This is a genomic window from Nocardia sp. NPDC019323 (assembly GCF_044389845.1).
Lineage (GTDB): Bacteria > Actinomycetota > Actinomycetes > Mycobacteriales > Mycobacteriaceae > Nocardia > Nocardia implantans.
The window spans coordinates 78,115-93,978 of sequence record NZ_JBIRYN010000004.1 but is presented as its reverse complement, the minus strand read 5'-3'; the positions used below and the strand labels follow the sequence as shown (position 1 = coordinate 93,978).

At 69.0% G+C, this 15,864-nt stretch carries 16 protein-coding genes; 6 read left to right on the top strand and 10 right to left on the bottom strand.

The features are described from left to right. Positions 1-24: 24 nt before the first annotated feature. Genes ACH49X_RS17125 through ACH49X_RS17105 form a run of 5 tightly spaced genes read right to left on the bottom strand, consistent with a single transcriptional unit; the run spans position 25 to position 5,867 of the window. Positions 25-903 (bottom strand): short-chain dehydrogenase/reductase, encoded by an 879-nt coding sequence (locus ACH49X_RS17125; protein ID WP_195079331.1) that lies wholly within the window; start codon positions 901-903, stop codon positions 25-27. Continuing rightward, complete coding sequence (locus ACH49X_RS17120) at positions 900-2,366, bottom strand: NAD(P)/FAD-dependent oxidoreductase (protein WP_323124047.1); 1,467 nt, start codon at positions 2,364-2,366, stop codon at positions 900-902. The genes ACH49X_RS17125 and ACH49X_RS17120 overlap by 4 nt, the downstream gene beginning before the upstream one ends. Further along, positions 2,363-3,865 carry an aldehyde dehydrogenase family protein gene (locus ACH49X_RS17115; protein WP_195079332.1) on the bottom strand — a complete coding sequence of 501 codons (1,503 nt, stop codon included), beginning with the start codon at positions 3,863-3,865 and terminating at the stop codon, positions 2,363-2,365. The genes ACH49X_RS17120 and ACH49X_RS17115 overlap by 4 nt, the downstream gene beginning before the upstream one ends. A 59-nt stretch (positions 3,866-3,924) precedes the next feature. After that, positions 3,925-4,977, bottom strand: coding sequence for a 2Fe-2S iron-sulfur cluster-binding protein (locus tag ACH49X_RS17110; RefSeq protein ID WP_195079333.1), 1,053 nt, complete (start codon positions 4,975-4,977; stop codon positions 3,925-3,927). Next, entirely contained in the window at positions 4,974-5,867 is an 894-nt protein-coding gene (locus ACH49X_RS17105; RefSeq protein WP_195079334.1) for a metal-dependent hydrolase, read from the bottom strand. Before ACH49X_RS17105 ends, ACH49X_RS17110 begins: the two co-directional genes overlap by 4 nt. Positions 5,868-5,963: 96 nt before the next feature. Between ACH49X_RS17105 and ACH49X_RS17100 the strand changes: the two genes are divergently transcribed. After that, on the top strand, positions 5,964-6,596 hold the full coding sequence (locus ACH49X_RS17100; RefSeq protein WP_195079335.1) for a TetR/AcrR family transcriptional regulator: 633 nt from the start codon (positions 5,964-5,966) through the stop codon (positions 6,594-6,596). 472 nt (positions 6,597-7,068) lie between these two features. Then, positions 7,069-8,601: an NAD(P)/FAD-dependent oxidoreductase gene (locus ACH49X_RS17095; protein ID WP_357205529.1), complete on the top strand. Its 1,533-nt coding sequence runs from the start codon at positions 7,069-7,071 to the stop codon at positions 8,599-8,601. 28 nt (positions 8,602-8,629) lie between these two features. On the opposite strand, the gene ACH49X_RS17090 is transcribed toward ACH49X_RS17095, so the two are convergent. Genes ACH49X_RS17090 through ACH49X_RS17070 form a run of 5 tightly spaced genes read right to left on the bottom strand, consistent with a single transcriptional unit; the run spans position 8,630 to position 11,430 of the window. Further along, entirely contained in the window at positions 8,630-9,013 is a 384-nt protein-coding gene (locus ACH49X_RS17090) for a VOC family protein (RefSeq protein ID WP_195079336.1), read from the bottom strand. Positions 9,014-9,047: 34 nt separating this feature from the next. After that, positions 9,048-9,365, bottom strand: coding sequence for an alpha/beta hydrolase fold domain-containing protein (locus ACH49X_RS17085; protein ID WP_397070194.1), 318 nt, complete (start codon positions 9,363-9,365; stop codon positions 9,048-9,050). Continuing rightward, positions 9,313-9,498: a hypothetical protein gene (locus ACH49X_RS17080; RefSeq protein WP_195079338.1), complete on the bottom strand. Its 186-nt coding sequence runs from the start codon at positions 9,496-9,498 to the stop codon at positions 9,313-9,315. The genes ACH49X_RS17085 and ACH49X_RS17080 overlap by 53 nt, the downstream gene beginning before the upstream one ends. 18 nt (positions 9,499-9,516) lie before the next feature. Beyond that, positions 9,517-10,275 (bottom strand): glucose 1-dehydrogenase, encoded by a 759-nt coding sequence (locus ACH49X_RS17075; RefSeq protein ID WP_195079339.1) that lies wholly within the window; start codon positions 10,273-10,275, stop codon positions 9,517-9,519. Between the two features lie 27 nt (positions 10,276-10,302). Next, complete coding sequence (locus tag ACH49X_RS17070) at positions 10,303-11,430, bottom strand: LLM class flavin-dependent oxidoreductase (RefSeq protein ID WP_357205526.1); 1,128 nt, start codon at positions 11,428-11,430, stop codon at positions 10,303-10,305. Positions 11,431-11,647: 217 nt separating this feature from the next. Here ACH49X_RS17070 and ACH49X_RS17065 point away from each other — a divergent pair, with 217 nt between their 5' ends. From ACH49X_RS17065 to ACH49X_RS17050, 4 genes are read left to right on the top strand one after another with little or no spacing between them, the layout of a single operon-like run. Continuing rightward, a complete protein-coding gene (locus ACH49X_RS17065; protein ID WP_195079341.1) occupies positions 11,648-12,403 on the top strand; it encodes a glucose 1-dehydrogenase in 756 nt (251 codons plus the stop codon). A 14-nt stretch (positions 12,404-12,417) separates the two neighbouring features. Next, positions 12,418-14,121, top strand: coding sequence for a 3-oxosteroid 1-dehydrogenase (gene kstD, locus ACH49X_RS17060; RefSeq protein ID WP_195079342.1), 1,704 nt, complete (start codon positions 12,418-12,420; stop codon positions 14,119-14,121). After that, entirely contained in the window at positions 14,121-14,852 is a 732-nt protein-coding gene (locus tag ACH49X_RS17055; protein ID WP_357102864.1) for a glucose 1-dehydrogenase, read from the top strand. The genes kstD and ACH49X_RS17055 overlap by 1 nt, the downstream gene beginning before the upstream one ends. A gap of 58 nt (positions 14,853-14,910) precedes the next feature. Beyond that, complete coding sequence (locus ACH49X_RS17050; RefSeq protein ID WP_357102861.1) at positions 14,911-15,729, top strand: SDR family oxidoreductase; 819 nt, start codon at positions 14,911-14,913, stop codon at positions 15,727-15,729. Positions 15,730-15,864: the final 135 nt, after the last annotated feature.

Here is a 15,864-nt window from a genome sequence, read left to right as displayed (position 1 = left end):
TGCGGGATGACACGGGATCGGATGTCACGACGGCTTCGTGCGCGCTTCGACCCGGCGCAACAGGTCGTGCACGCGGCGGTCGCGCGCCAGCGCGCTGTCGAGCACGACATTGACCGCCCCGCGCAGCAGCGCGTAGGGCTCCCATCCGGCCGGTGCGATGGTGCGCGCCGCGCGCCGCTCGATCCCCTCGGCGATGGTCTCGGCCGCTTCCGCCGCCGAGATGCGCACGTTCAACGGCCACGGCAGCAGATCGTCCAGCTCACGGCCGAGTTCGTCGTTGTCGAGGGTGTCGTGGGTCATGCGGGTGTCGACGATGCCGAAATAGGCGATGCCCGCCGAGGCGCCGAAGGGCGCCAGTTCCACGCGCAGCGCCCGTCCCAGCTGTTCGACCGCCGCTTTGCTGATCATGTACGGCGCGCCCGCCATGCCGGGCGCGAACGCCGCGCACGACGACACCACGACGACATGTCCTTCGGCGGCGACGACGTGATCCAGCGCGGGGCGCAGGGTGTTGAACACACCGGTGAGGTTGATGTCCATCACCCGGTCGAAGTCGCGCCCGTCCAGCGTGCGCACCGTCGCCGGGCGCGGCACCACGCCCGCGTTGGCCACCACCACGTCCAAGCGGCCGAAATGGTCGGCGGCCCGGTCGGCGACCGCCCGCATCGCCGCGCGGTCGGCGACGTCGGCGGCGATCGCGAGGGTCCGGTCGCCCAGCGCCGCGGCCGCCGCGTCGGCGGCATCCTGATCGAGATCGACCAAGACGATCGAGGCCTGCTTGCGGTGCAGCTGGGCCGCCAGTTCCCGGCCGATGCCGCGGCCCGCGCCGGTGATCAGCACGACCTTGCCCGCGACCGAATACTGGCGCCGCCCCCGGCCGATGCGGAGCAAATCGCCGATCATCCGGCCACCTCGTAGGCTCCGGTGTCGAACCGGCTGGTGCGCTGCCGGTATTCGAAGCTCCAGTTCGGGTAGAGACCGGCGTTGAGCCCGTCCGGCGTCTGGTAATAGCTCTGGCATCCGCCGGTGAGCCATACCGTCGAGGAACTCCGGCGAGCCATCTCCGCGACGAAATCGGCCTGCGCCGCGGGTCGCACCTCGATCCGGCGGATGCCATGGGAGCGTGCGTTGCGCAGAGCGTCGACGATGTAGGCGATCTGGGATTCGATCATGTAGATCGCCGACTGGTTACCGGCGGCGCCGAAGGGACCGAGCGTGCAGAAGAAGTTGGGGAACCCGGCCACCGCGACACCGAGATAGCTCTGCGGTCGCTCCCGGTAGAGCTGCGCCAGGGTGCGTCCGTCGCGCCCGGCGTAGCGCTCGTAGGCGGTCGGGATCGAGGTGAACCCGGTGCCGAAGATGATGGTGTCCACCGGGTGCTCGCTGCCGTCGCGCAGCACGATCGAATGCGGCCGGACCTCGGCGATGGGCTGGGTGAGCACGTCGACGTTCGGCTGGTCGAGCGCGGGCAGGTAGGTGTCGGAGAAGATGGCTCGCTTGCAGCCGATGACGTAATCGGGGGTGAGCTTCTTGCGCAGTTCGCGGTCGCGGACCTGACGCAGCAATTGCAGCCGGCCCAGCGCTTCGTACGGGTGGCGGAAGCGCTGATCGACCAGCGAGATGAGCCCGAAGGTCTCGATCGCCGCGTAGAAACCGCCGCGGATGGCGCGTTGCGCCAGGGGGATACGGCGCAGCAGCCGTCGCTCGAGTTCGAGAGTGCGGCGATCCATGCGCGGGACAATCCACGGCGCCGAGCGCTGGAACAGCAGCAGCCGGTCCACCTTGGGCTGGATCTCCGGCACGAACTGCACCGCCGACGCGCCCGTGCCGATCACCGCGACCCGCTCGCCGGTGAGATCGTGGTCGTGGTCCCAGTGCAGCGAATGGAACGACGTGCCCGCGAAGGAGTCGATGCCGGGTAGCTGGGGGTATTTCGCCTCGGCGAACAGGCCCGTGGCCGAGAGCAGGAAGTCCGCGGTGAGTGCGCCGCGCGAGGTCTCGATCCGCCACAGCGAACGCTGCTCGTCCCATCGGGCGTCGAGCAGTTCGGCGCCGAACCGGATGTGCCGGACGACATCGTGCTCGATGGCCACCGAGCGGATGTAGTCGAGGATCTCGGGTTGCCTGCCGTAGGTGCGCGACCAGTCCGGATTGGGCGCGAAGGAGTAGCTGTAGAGATGCGATGGCACATCGCAGGCGCAACCGGGGTAGGTGTTGGCCCGCCAGGTGCCGCCGAGGTCGTCGGCGCGTTCGAGGATCACCAGATCGTCGAAGCCCGCCTCGCGCAGTTTGATCGCCAGGCCGATGCCGCCCAGCCCGGCGCCGACGATGGCTACGGGGGTGTGCTCGATCGAATCGGATGTCACTGGCGTTTCCTTCCGTGCACGACCCCGATGAGCAGGTCGACGATCGTGTCCACGCGGTGATCGCGCCGGAACGTGGTCAGCGGTAGCGGAGACGGGAAGCGCTGGCGCGTAACGGCTTTGGCGTAGGTGAATTCTTTGAGCCCGTCCGGGCCGTGGACGCGGCCGAAGCCGGAGGCGCCGACACCGCCGAGCGGCAGCTCGGGGATGGTGGCGTGCGCGACGAACGCGTTGATGGAGACGCCGCCCGCGCGGATGCGGTCGGCGATGCGTCGCCCGTCGCGGCGGGCGAACACGGTGCCGCCCAACCCGTAAGCGCAGCGGTTGACCAGTTCGACGGCCTCGTCCATGTCCCTGACCTTGGTCACCGTCAGCGTGGGGCCGAAGGTCTCCTCGGTCACCGCGGCGGCGTCCTCCGGAACGTCCACGAGGATGGTCGGCTGGACGAACTGCCGGTCGATCGCGTCCGCACCGCCGAGCACGGCCCTGGCGCCGCGCGCGACGGCGTCCTCGATGTGGCGGCGAATGATCGCCACTTGCTTCGGCATGGTGATCGGGCCGATCTTCGCGTCCGCGCGACCGGCTTCGATCTGTCCCGCCGCCGCCAGCAGCTTGGCGAGGAACTCGTCGTAGACCTCGGCGTGGACGTAGACCCGTTCCACGGCCAGACAGGTCTGCCCCGCGTTGGACAACCCGCCCCACACCGCCGCGTCGGCGGCGGCGTCGAGATCGGCGTCGGCGTCCACGATGAGCGCGTCCTTGCCGCCGCACTCCATCAGCACCGGCGTGAGATGCTCCGCGCACGCGGCCAGCACGAGCTTTCCGGTCGCGGTGGACCCGGTGAACCCGATCTTGCCGACGCCACTGCGGCACAGCGCGTTCCCGGTCTCGCCGAGGCCGGTGACCACCTGCAGCACCGGCTCGGCGGGCGCGGTGCGAGCGAACGCTTCCGCGAGCCACAGTCCGACGCCGGGGGTGTACTCGCTGGGTTTGAACACCACCGCGTTACCGGCGGCCAGCGCGAAGGAGATGGAGCCGAGCGGAGTGAACACCGGGTAGTTCCACGGTCCGATGACGCCGACCACCCCGAGCGGAAGATATTCGACCGTGGCCGCGTGGTTGAGCGTCAGCAGGCTCGACGGCACGGAGCGACGGCCGAGCACCTTCTCGGCGTTGCGAGCGGCCCACCGCAAGTGTTCGAGGGCCATGGCGATCTCGAGTTTGGCGTCGGAGAACGGCTTGCCCATCTCCCGGTGGATGATCCGGGCCAGTTCGTCCCGGCCGAGCGCGATCTCGGCGCGCCAGGCGTCCAGATGCCGAGCGCGTCCGGCGAAGCCCAGATCGCGCCACCAGATCGCGGCCTCGTGGGCGGCGGCGACGGCGGTGTCCACGGCGTGGCGGTCGTAAACCGGGTAGGTGCCGACCACCTCGCCGGTGGCCGGATCGTGCACGTCGAAGGTCGACACGACGGGCGGTGCCGAGTTCTCGGTGGAGATGCTCATCGGGCCGTCTCCCTCGGTCGGCGACGGATAGACAACGTTGTCCCTTTCGTGTGACGGATTCAGAGATCGACCACGAGGTGATCGCCCGCGGCGCGGGAGACGCAGACCAGCATCTGGTTCTGGCGTTCGTCCGCGGTCAGCGCGCGGTCACGGTGATCGACGGCGCCGGAGACGACCGCGACTTTGCAGGTGCCGCAGAATCCCTGGCGGCAGGAGTAGGGGGTATCCGGCAAGGCGCGCTGAATGGCGCTGAGCGCTGTTTCGTCGGCCGCGACCCGGACCGTTGTCCCGGTGCGGGACAGTGTGAGGTCGAATTCCGCGCCGTCGACGACCGGGAGGGCGGAGAACCGTTCGGTGTGCAGCGAGGCGGTCGGGTTGAGGTCGAAGAGGCACCGCTGCGCCGCCTCCAGCATCGGCGGCGGCCCGCACACGTACACGGCCGCGCCGGGTTGGGCGCGGGCCAGCAGCGCGGCGACGTCCGGCGGGCCGAATTCGTCGTCGGGCCTGATGTCCGCGTCCGGCAGTTCGGTGAGAAACGGCATGGTCTCGCGGGACCGTCCGGCGTACACCAGGCGGCCACGCGCGCCGGCGGCCGCGACCATCGGGAGAATCGGGGTGATGCCGATACCACCGGCGAGGAACAGATACGACGGCGCGTCGACGAAGGTGAAGGCGTTGCGCGGCCCGCGAATCCGCAGCCGGTCGCCGACCCGCAGCGATTGATGGATCTCGCGCGATCCGCCGCCCCCTTCGGGAATGAGCCGCACCGCGATGCGATACCGGAACCGGTCGCTCGGGTCACCGCACAACGAGTACTGACGCTGGCGGCCCGAGGGTAAGAAGACGTCCACATGCGCGCCCGGCCGCCACGCGGGCAGCGGGCCGCCCCCGGCCGCGCGCAGCGTCAAGCTCACCACGTCGGCGGCTTCGCGTTCGATCCCGGTGATCGTGGTGTCCAGGTCGAAGCCGGTACGGCGCACCGTGTTCGGGCGCGACAGCAGGCCTGCGGTGCGTCCGGTGACGAACACCTTCCGATAGACGTCCATGACATCGCCGATCAGGCGCAATCCTGCGGGCGCCGGGCGCGCGGCCAGGGCAGGTGAGCCGCTCATCGGTGCGCCGCCCGCGCGGCCGGCGAGTGCGCGAGATAGCGCAGGGCCTTGTCCATCGGCCCGAGCTGGGACGGATGGAAGCCCGGCCGCAGGTACCGCGGCATCTCCGTGAAGAAGACCGTCCATTTCGGAATGACGCCACGCCGGGTCGCGCTCCAGAACTGAAGTCCCCAGAACCGGCCCTTCTCCGGCGACGGGTCCTTCCGGTACAGGTAGGCGGTCGAGACGATGAACAGCGGCAGCAACGTCGCGCTGGCGAGGATCGCCGTGCGGGCTTTGCGCGCGTAGCTGCCGTCGAGGTGCATGAAGGCGTCGTAGACGACGCTGCGGTGCTCCACCTCTTCGGCGCCGTGCCACCGGACCAGGTCCAGCATCGCCGGGTGCATGCCCTTCGCTTCGAGGATGTCGGCGTTGAGCAGCCATTCCCCCAGCACCGCTGTGTAGTGCTCCATGCCTGCGAACAGGCCGAGCCGCTCCTTGAGCCACTCCTCCTTGGCCCGGCCGGTCAAGCCGTGGTCGCCGAGGATGCGATCGACCAGCCAGGCGACTTTGCCGACGTAGGAGTCGACGTCCAGCCCGATCGATTGCAGGTGCCTGCGCGCGGCTTCATGACTGTTCGCGTGCATGGTCTCCTGCCCGATGAACCCCGTCACCTCCTCCCGCAACCGCTCGTCGTCGATGTACGGCAGCGCTTCGGCCAGCGCCTGCGCCATGGCTCGTTCCCCTTCGGGCAACACCAGGTGCATCACATTGACGATGTGGGTGGCCAAGGCCTCGCCCGGCACGTAGTGCATGGGCACGGAGTCGAAATCGAAGTGGACGTCGCGCGCATGGATGGCATGCGCTTCGTCGTGGTATCGGCGCTGCGTCGCGCCCGCCTGCTCAGCCATGCCACGACCGTACAGAACAACAAATCGCATTGCAATGTTGCAGCAACAACTCGGTGCGAATGTTGCAGGAGCGGTCGATTTTGCTAGCGTTGGCTCATGCCCACCGCCTCGAAGGCCGCTGCGAGCAGCGAGAATGCCGCCGGTACCCTCGTCACCCGGATCTTGGACGCGGCCCTGGTCCTCTTCGAGCAGGTCGGCGTCAAGAAGACGACGATCGAGGAGGTGGCCCGGAAGGCCGGCGTGGACCGGGTGACGGTCTATCGCCATGTCGGTGGCCGCGACGACTTGGTGCAGGCCGTGATCAGCCGGGAGGTTGCCGCGGTGCTCGCCGAGATCACCGAGATCGTCGAGCGCCACGAAGATGTCGGCGATCTCGTCGCCGACATCTTCGTCACCGTCATCACCCGCTGGCGCACGAATCAGCTCGTCGACCGCATGCTGGCGCTGGAACCGGCGCGCGTGGTCCTGAAGCTGACCGTCGACGGCGCGGGCCCGTTCGCGATGTCCGTCCACACCACCGCCACCGCGCTGGAGCGCGCCGTCGAGCGAGGAATCCTGCCGCCCGCGGCGGATCTGACCATCCGCGCGGAGATCGTGTGCCGGATCGTGCACTCGCTGATCCTCGCCCCGCACGGACTCGCCGAACTCCGGACCGACGAGCAACTCGACGCATTCGCGCGAACGTACCTGGTTCCGGTGGTGGCAGGGTCGCGGCGCAGCGCAACGTGAGTCGGTGGCAGCGGGTTGCCCCCGGCGCTGATTTCACAGCGCCGCAATAGGTTCCAGCTCGATCAGAAGAAGCCGTCGTCCACATGGCGATCCCGGATGTGCCGTTGATCAGCGCCACATCGGGCCGTCCTCGCGCCTGCGGCTTCCCGCTGCTCTCGGCTCGAAGCCGGCGGGGTGGCCTGCGATGCGGCCGGAAGCGATGTGGCGTCCACCCGCGAATAGCGGAAAGTGTGCTGGTGGACTGGTATGCGAGCGGTCCTCGCTGTGGTCCCCGTAGTGCCCGATCGGCCGCCAACGGATCGTCGAGTATCGTCCCGCTGATCGCGTCGTACCGTTGATCCCCTGTGCCCCCGCACTTCTGGGTCGTTCCCGTTCCACTCGCACGCATCCGCCGATCTTTCCATCCAGAAGGCTTCAGCCAACGAAGAGAGGAGGTAGCTGCACATTGACTGTGTGATGATAAGGAGGCGGGGTGGCGATCGCGCTCACCTGCGAGGTGGCTGTCGTCGGCGCTGGTTTCGGCGGCATCGGGATGGGAGTCGGGTTACGACGAGCGGGGATCACCGATTTCGTGATCTTCGATCGTGGCGGCGACGTCGGCGGGGTCTGGCGGGACAACACCTACCCGGGGTGCTCCTGTGATGTGCCGTCCCACCTGTACTCGTTCTCGTTCGCGCCCTATCGGAACAGGCGCATCCGATATCCGCGCCAGACGGAGATCCTGGCGTACCTGCGCCGGGTCGCCGCCGAGCACGGACTGACCCAGCATCTGCGGCTGGGTACCGCCATCGGCGAAGCCACCTATCTGGAAGCCGAGAACAAGTGGGAACTGACCACGTCCGACGGTGGTCGCGTCCGCGCCGAGGTGGTGATCTTCGCGGTGGGTCAGCTGCACCGCCCGAACATTCCCGAACTGGAGGGCCAAACGGATTTCGCCGGTCCGTCGTTCCATTCCGCGCGATGGGACCACCACCAGAACCTGCACGGGATGGACGTGGCCGTGATCGGCACCGGTTCGAGCGCGGCGCAGATGCTGCCGACGCTGGCCGCGACCGCCCGCCACGTCCGCGTCTTCCAGCGCACGCCGCATTGGGTACTGCCGAAACCGCCCGCCCGGTTCGGGCCGCTCGCTCGAACGGTCCTGCGGCTGCCCGGTGCTCACCGTCTCTACCGCCGGGCGCTGTACTACGGGGCCGATGTCGTCTTGGCGCCGATCATGCACCGGGGTTGGTCGGCGCGGCCCGCCGAATGGGCTGCCCGGCGGTACCTCCACAGCCGAGTCGCCGACCCTGGCCTGCGGGCGAAACTCACCCCCGACTACCCGATCGGCGGCAAGCGCATCATCTTCGACAGTCACTACTATTCGGCCTTGACGCGCGCGAACGTGGAGTTGATCACCGACCCGATCACCCGGATCACCCGCGACGGACTGCGCACCGCCGACGGCGCGCACCATCGGGCGGATGTGATCGTCTACGCCACCGGTTTCCGCGCCCCGGAGTTTCTCGTCCCCGTCACTGTGCGCGGCCGCGGCGGAGTGCTCCTGCACGACCGATGGCGCTCCGGCGCGACCGCCCTACTGGGGGTGGCGGTTCCGGGTTTTCCGAATGCCTTCTTGATCGCCGGGCCGAACAGTTTCAACCCGGCGGGCAGCAACCCGGGGATGAAGGAGCGCCAGATCGAGTACATCATCCGTTGCCTGCGCTGGCGCGAGCGGATCGGCGCGGCCGCGATCGAGGTCACGCAAGCGGCGATGCGCGCGCATCAGCAGTGGCTCGACCAAGCGATCGCCGGGACGGTATGGCCCGCCATGAAACCCGGCTGCTGGTACAAGCACGACAGCGGGCGCGTCACCAACCCGTGGCCCGCCTCGGCGCGTGCCTTCGAACGCGCATTGCGGCGACCGCCGTCCGAATCGTTCCGTGCGGTCGTCCCCGATTCTGTGCTGCCGGACCCGCAGGATGCGACCGCGTCGGAGCCGGCCGCGGGCATGCACTCCGAATGAGCTCGCTCCGCCGAGCCGTAATTCCGCGCTATTCCGGTGCTCCCGCTCGGTCTACCGGAATCGGACCAGGGCTGGTCGGTTCGTAGAGGGCGATGTGCCAGGCGCAGCCGGGCGTCGGCCGCAGCACGGCGCGGCGTTCGTGCGGGCCGACGACCGGCTGCCCTGCTGCGAAACCCCTGGCGCGCAGCCGGTTCAGGGCGGCATCCAGGTCGTCCACCTTGATCGCGAGGAACGGGTCGTCGTCCTCGCGGTCGGTGCCCGCCAGCATCACGCGGACACCGTTGCTGTCGAACTGGGCCCAGCGGTCGCCGTCGACGACGGTGGGTTCGACGGCGAGGACGGCCGTCAGCAGCGCCACGGTGGCGGGCAGGTCGTCGGTGGGGTAGGCGGGGCCGATCCGTTGGATCGTCATCAGTGGTTCCTCACAGTGCGTGGTGCGGGCTCGCTCAGCGACGCCGTTCGGCATGGGCGGCGCGGACGGCCGCGTAGGCGGCGGCATCGGCCCGGACCGCCTCGGGCAGATGGTCGGCCATGCTCATGAAGCCGTGGAACATGCCGTCGTAGCGCTGGATGTCGGTCGCGACCCCGGTTTGCCGCAACCGCTGCCCGTAGTCCTCGCCCTCGTCGCGCAATGGATCGAACTCGGCGGTGACGAAAGGCACCGACACCACGATCGCCTCCGCGCCGGCGGCCATGGCCCGGCAGAACCGGTCATGGCTGTCGAGACCGCAGATGACGAATCCGCCGCCGTGGCAGAACAGCACGATCGGCGACCGGCGCCGGGCGGGCGGCGAGCAGGCGCCGTGCTTCGGCGGCGTCCAGCACTTCGGTGCCCAGTTTCGGGAACGCGGCGCTCGCGGCCTCGACGATCACGCGCGCTTGCGGGGAAAGCGGCATGGCGGCCTGCTCCTTCCGCTACTGCTCGAGGTCCGGCGGCAAGAACTTGCCCGCCGCCAAGCCGCCGTCGATCGTCACCTCGGCGCCGGTGATGTAGGCCGAGGCGTCGGAGGCCAGGAACGCGACCAGTTCGGCGACCTCCTCCGGCGCGCCGGTGCGTTGCAGCGGCAGGGACGGGAAACTGCCGGGGCCGGTGGTCAGGTACGGGACCATCGGCGTCGCGATCGGGCCGGGATGCACCGAGTTGACCCGGATTCCGGCCGGGCCCAGCTCGAGCGCGGCCGTCTTGGTCAGCCCGCGCAGCCCCCACTTCGAGGAACCGTAGGCGGAGTGTCCCATCAACCCTTCGAGGCCGGCCTGCGAAGAGATGTTGACGATCGAGCCGCCCCCCGCCTGCGTCATCGGTCCGATCGCCGCCTGGATGCCGCGGAACGGACCGACCAGATTCACGCGCAGGATGCGCTCCAATTCCTCCGGCGCGGTGTCGGTCAGCGGTTTCGCGGTGTAGATGGCGGCGTTGTTCACCAGGACGTCCAGCTTGCCGAACGCCGAGACCGCCGTGCCGACGGCGGCTTCCCAGTCCTCACCGCGGCCGACGTCGTGGCGGACGAAACGCGCGGCGGCGCCGAGCGATTCGGCCAGTCGCGCGCCTTCGTCTTCCAGCACGTCGGTGATCACCACGCGGGCGCCGCGTGCCACGAACAGCCGCGCCTCGGCGGCGCCCTGTCCCCTGGCGGCGCCGGTGATCAGGGCGACCTTTCCCTTCAGGTCAACCATGTCGAACTCCTCGATGTCGCGCCGGGGTCAGCTGTTGCGGAAGTGGGGGATGACCTTTTCGCCCCAATGCCGGATGGTCTCCAGGCAAGCCTCTTGCGGCACGGTGCCCATCTGGATGAGGCAGAGGATCTCGTCGGCGCCCGCGGCCTGCAGCCGCTCGACGTAGGCGATGGCGTCCTCGGGGCCGCCGTAGGCGTGGTCGACGTTGAAGACCGAGGTGGCTCCGGTCTTCACCGGAATCTTGGCCTCGTGCAGGTAGGCCACGTGGTCGTCGGCCGCCTGCTTGATCGCCGCGACTTCGTCCGCGTTCGGGTCCACGGCCTCGTCCGGGGCCGGGCCCGCGCCGTAGTAGTGCTTGATCGACTGCGCGAAGAACCGCTGTCCGCGGGCTCCGATCTGCTGGGCCTTCTCCCGGTCGTCGAGGACGATGGTGGGGCACAGCGCGGCGAAATGATCGTTCACGACGGTGGAGACGAAACGCTGACCGGTGCGCGCGGCGATCGCCTCGTCATAGGTGCGCCGCAGTTCCGCGATCTCCTCCACGCCCGCGAAACCCAGGACGAGCGCGCCGATTCCGTAGTCGGCGGCCATCTTCAGCGTGTCCTTCTTGGTGCACGCCATGAACAGCGGCGGGTGCGGCAACTGCTCCGGCCTCGGCAGCAGCGAATGCGGCGAGACCTGCAAGAGCTCACCGTTGTACTCGAATTCGGCTTCCGGGTCCTGCCACGCCTTGCCGATCATGCGCAGCGACTCCTCGACCTCCTGATAGGTGCGCTCGGGGTCGACGCCGCACATGGAGGTCTCCACCGGCGTCGCGCCGCGGCCCGCGCCGAGGTCGAGCCTGCCGCCGGACAGCACGTCGAGCATCGCGGCGCGTTCGGCCGCCCGCACGGGATGGTTGAAGTTGAACGGCATGCACACCACGCCGTGCCCGATCCGGATCCGCTCGGTCTTGGCGGCCACCCAGGTCAAGAAGACCTCGGGGGCGCTCATGTGCGCGTACCACTTCAAGCCGTGGTGCTCGACCGCCCAGACGGTGTCGAATCCCATCTGATCGGCGAGCACCGCCTGCTCGACACAGTCGCGCAGCACCTGGTGCTCGTGCTCGCGCGAGGGGTCGGCCATCTGGGCCTCGAAGATCATCGAGAACTTCATCCGGTCTCCTTGTCGATCGCCCGATCGGGCGTTTCCGGTTTCGTGGGGGTGACTCGTCCCGCTGCGAGACGGTCGCAAGCGGTATGCCTAATCGAAATATGACCGGTGGAATTTCTCAGGTCAGGAGCTAGTCCCGGTGGCCGGGACGGTCCGGTGCCGCGCCCCGATCGGCGTCTTAGCGTCGGTGCGAAGCGACGGTCAGAGAGGACGGGAATCGGTGGGACAACTCGACGGCAAGGTGGCGCTGGTCACCGGTGGGGCGCGGGGGATGGGCGCCGAGCACGTGCGGCAGTTCGTGGCCGAAGGCGCGCGGGTGGTGTTCGGCGACGTGCTCGACCAGGAGGGAAAGGCGCTGGCCGCGGAGCTGGGTGACGCCGTGCGCTACGTGCACCACGATGTGACCAGCGAAGCCGAGTGGTCCACGGCGGTGTCGGAGGCGGTCACCCACTTCGGGCGGCTGGACGCCCTGGTGAACAACGCGGGCATCCTGCGGTTCGTCCCGATCGCCGAGATGACTGCGGCGGAGTTCACCACGATCATGTCGGTCAACGTGACCGGCACCTGGCTGGGCATCAAGACCGCCGCACCGGCGCTCGCCGCGACCGGAGGCGGCTCGATCGTGAACGTCTCCTCGGTGGAAGGGTTCGTCGGCGCGGCCGGTCTGTCCGCCTACAGCGCCAGCAAGTTCGCGATCCGCGGCATCACCAAGTCGGCCGCCCGCGAATTGGGCCGCCAGGGCATCCGGGTCAACTCGCTGCACCCCGGCGGCATCGCCACGCCGATGACCGCGGCGGTGTCGGGCGCGTCCGGCGCCGACGGCGACGGCTTCTTCGCGAGCCTGCCCATCCCGCGCTGGGGGCAGCCGGTCGAGGTCTCGCACGTGGCGGTGTTCCTGGCCTCGGACGCGGCCAGTTACTGCACCGGAGGCGAATTCGTCGTCGACGGCGGCATGCTCACCGGCTGCGGCTACTGACGGGAAGCGACACGATGACTCGGGAATTCGAATTCGACGTGGTGGTGGTCGGTTCCGGCGCAGCGGGCATGACCGCCGCGCTGACCGCGGCCTACCGTGGCCTGTCGGTGACGCTGATCGAGAAGAGCCGCGCGTTCGGCGGCTCCACCGCGCGCTCCGGCGGCGGCATCTGGATCCCCAACAACCCGGTGCTGCAACGCGAAGGCGTGCCCGACAGCCCGGAACTGGCCCGCACCTATCTCGCGGCGGTGGTCGGCGACCGGGTGCCGGAGGCCAAGCAGCGGGCCTTCCTGGAGCGCGGGCCGGAGATGATGCGCTATCTCGGCGCGCGCAGCAAATACTGGGAATTCGTCTACGACCGTGGCTATTCCGACTACCACCCGGAATTCCCCGGCGGTCTCGCCCAAGGGCGAAGCATCGAGCCCGCCCCGCTGGACGGGCGGCTGCTCGGCGGCGACCTGCACAAGATCAATCAGCCGACCATGTCGGGACCCAAGGGCATCGCCTTCACCGTCAGCGACTTCCACGATCTGAACATGATCGCCCGCACCTGGGCGGGCAAACGCACCGCGATCAAGGTCGGCATCCAGGCGGTGGGGAACAAGCTGCGGGGACGGCTGCCGCTGAGCCTCGGCAAGGCACTCGCGGCTCGCTTGTGGCTGTCGTTGCGCGACGCCGGGGTGCCGGTGTGGCTGAACACGCCGCTGACCGAACTTGTCACGGAGGGCAACGCGGTGGTCGGCGTACGCGCCGAGCACGATGGGACGCCGGTGCTGATCAGGGCGCGCCGGGGTGTGGTGCTGGCGGCGGGCGGCTTCGAGCACAACCTGGACATGCGCCGTCAGTACATGAGCGGCCCGCAGTCCACGGACTGGACGGTGGGCGCCACCGAGAATGTCGGTGAGGGCATCGTCGCGGGCCAGAAGGCCGGTGGCGCGGTCGATCTGATGGACGACGCCTGGTGGGGCCCGTCCGTGCGCAATCCCGACGGCCCGCCGTTCTTCTGCCTGGCCGAGCGCTCCCAGCCAGGCGGCATCATGGTGAACCACGCGGGCGAGCGGTTCGTCAACGAATCGGCCCCGTACGTGAACGTGGTGCACACGATGTACCAGCAGGAAGCGGCCGGTGCCGGGCACATCCCGGCGCACTTCATCATGGACCAGCGGTTCCGGGACCGGTATCTGTTCCTGGGCAACTTCCCGAAACGTCCGCTTCCGCAGAAGTACCTGGATGCCGGAATCATCCGGCAGGCCGACACCTTGGCCGAACTCGCGGCGAAGATCGGCGTGGCGCCCGCGGCGCTCACCGCGACGGTGGAAAGGTTCAACGGCTTCGCCCGCGCCGGTCGCGACGAAGACTTCCGCCGCGGTGAATCCGCGTACGACCGCTACTACGGCGACCCGACCGTGCGGCCGAACCCGTGCTTGGCGCCGCTCGAGCAGGGCCCCTTCTACGCCGTCGAGATGGTGCCGGGCGATCTGGGCACCAAGGGCGGTCTGGTCACCGACGAGCACGCGCGCGTCCTCGACAGCGACGACCAGCCGATACCCGGCCTGTACGCGGCCGGGAACAACTCGGCGTCGGTGATGGGCAACGACTACGCGGGCGCGGGCGCGACCATAGGTCCCGCCATGGTGTTCGGCTACATCGCGGCCGGTCACCTCGCGGACAACCAGCCGACCGCCCAGCGGGCGCAGACATCGGAAGGAGCGCGTTGATGGGACGCGTCGACGGCAAGAACGTGATCGTGACCGGGGGCGCCAGGGGGATGGGCGCGGCCTTCGCGCGGCGGCTGGTCGCCGACGGCGCCACGGTGGTGATCAGCGATGTCCTGGTGGACGACGGCGTGGCGCTGGCCGCCGAGCTGGGCGATGCGGCGACCTTCCTCCCGCTCGACGTCACCGACGCGTCGGCGTGGAACGACGCGGTCGCGTTCGCCGAGAAGGTCTTCGGGCCGGTGTCGGGCCTGGTGAACAACGCGGGCATCGTGCACGTCGATCCGATCGAACGACTGTCGGAAGCCGATTTCCGCAAGGTGATCGACGTCAACCAGGTCGGGGTGTTCCTCGGCATGAAGGCGGTGCTCGGCTCGATGCGCCGGGCGGGAGGCGGCTCGATCGTCAACATCTCTTCGATCGGCGGCATCATCGCCTTCTCCGGCATCCTCGGCTACACCGCGTCCAAATGGGCCGTGCGCGGCATGACCAAGACCGCCGCGCAGGAGTTCGCCGCCGACAACATCCGCGTCAACTCGGTGCACCCGGGTGTCGTGGTCACCGAGATGACCGCGGATTCCGCGCGCTCGCAAGGCATGTCGGGCAACCAGCCGATCCGCAGGGCCGGCCGTCCGGAGGAACTGGCGAACCTGGTGCTGTTCCTGATCAGCGACGAATCGAGCTTCAGCACCGGCTCGGAATTCGTCGCCGACGGCGGCTACACGTGCCTGTGAGGACACCCGGCAGGGCCAACCGGCGGACCGACCGCCGAGCGAGACGAGGAAATCGACTGTGAAGAATTTCGAGGGCAGGACCGCGGTGATCACCGGCGCGGGCGCGGGCATCGGCCGGGCGGTGGCGATCGAACTCGCCCGCCGCGGCGCCCGGCTGGCGCTGTCGGGCCGCAACGTGGACAACGTCGCGGAGACCGCGGCGCTGTGCGGCAAGGAAGGCGCGCAAACCCGCGCGTACAAGCTGGACGTGACCGACCGGGAGGCGGTGTACCGCCACGCCGACGAGGTGGCCGAGGACTTCGGCCGGATCAATCTGGTGGTCAACAACGCCGGAGTCTCGCTGACGGCGAACGTGGAGGAACTCAGCTGGGCGGACTTCGAATGGATCGTAGGCATCAACTTCTGGGGCGTCGCCTACGGCACCAAGGCGTTCCTGCCCCACGTCATCGCCTCCGGTGACGGCCACATCGCGAACGTGTCGAGCATGTTCGGACTGGCCGCCTGCCCCAGCCAGGGCGCCTACAGCGCGACGAAATTCGCCATCCGCGCCTTCACCGACGCACTGCGGCAGGAGATGACCATCGCCGGACACGCGGTCGGCGTCAGCAGCGTGCACCCGGGCATGATCAAGACCGACATCGCCTGGAAGGCACGGGCGGGCGGCGACCGCGATCGCGACGCACTGGCCGCCAACTTCGACCGCCTGGCCAAGACCACCCCCGAGCACGCCGCCCGCGTCATCGTGAACGGCATCCGCAAGAACAAGGCGAAGATCCTGATCGGCACGGACGCCCACGTCATCGATTGGTTGCCGCGACTTTTCGGCGCGGGTTACCAGAAGATCCTCACCGCCCAGATGAAGAACGAGGTCGCCTGACGGTCCGGGTCCTTCCCGCTGATCACGCAGTCCACGAGGTGGTCCTACCGCACTCGGGAAGTCCGCGAACTTCGATGAAATGAACCCTCCTGGCTGCGCGCCGGGAGGGTTCACCGAGTACGGCGAATCGCCACT

Excerpts from the sequence above, each read along its gene's own strand:
- ACH49X_RS17115 (WP_195079332.1), bottom strand. The coding sequence starts at position 3,865 with ATGAGCATCTCCACCGAGAACTCGGCACCGCCCGTCGTGTCGACCTTC.
- ACH49X_RS17100 (WP_195079335.1), top strand. The coding sequence starts at position 5,964 with ATGCCCACCGCCTCGAAGGCCGCTGCGAGCAGCGAGAATGCCGCCGGT.
- ACH49X_RS17110 (WP_195079333.1), bottom strand. The coding sequence starts at position 4,977 with ATGAGCGGCTCACCTGCCCTGGCCGCGCGCCCGGCGCCCGCAGGATTG.
- ACH49X_RS17080 (WP_195079338.1), bottom strand. The coding sequence starts at position 9,498 with ATGCCGCTTTCCCCGCAAGCGCGCGTGATCGTCGAGGCCGCGAGCGCC.
- ACH49X_RS17055 (WP_357102864.1), top strand. The coding sequence starts at position 14,121 with ATGGGACGCGTCGACGGCAAGAACGTGATCGTGACCGGGGGCGCCAGG.
- ACH49X_RS17070 (WP_357205526.1), bottom strand. The coding sequence starts at position 11,430 with ATGAAGTTCTCGATGATCTTCGAGGCCCAGATGGCCGACCCCTCGCGC.
- ACH49X_RS17090 (WP_195079336.1), bottom strand. The coding sequence starts at position 9,013 with ATGACGATCCAACGGATCGGCCCCGCCTACCCCACCGACGACCTGCCC.
- ACH49X_RS17075 (WP_195079339.1), bottom strand. The coding sequence starts at position 10,275 with ATGGTTGACCTGAAGGGAAAGGTCGCCCTGATCACCGGCGCCGCCAGG.
- kstD (WP_195079342.1), top strand. The coding sequence starts at position 12,418 with ATGACTCGGGAATTCGAATTCGACGTGGTGGTGGTCGGTTCCGGCGCA.
- ACH49X_RS17105 (WP_195079334.1), bottom strand. The coding sequence starts at position 5,867 with ATGGCTGAGCAGGCGGGCGCGACGCAGCGCCGATACCACGACGAAGCG.
- ACH49X_RS17125 (WP_195079331.1), bottom strand. The coding sequence starts at position 903 with ATGATCGGCGATTTGCTCCGCATCGGCCGGGGGCGGCGCCAGTATTCG.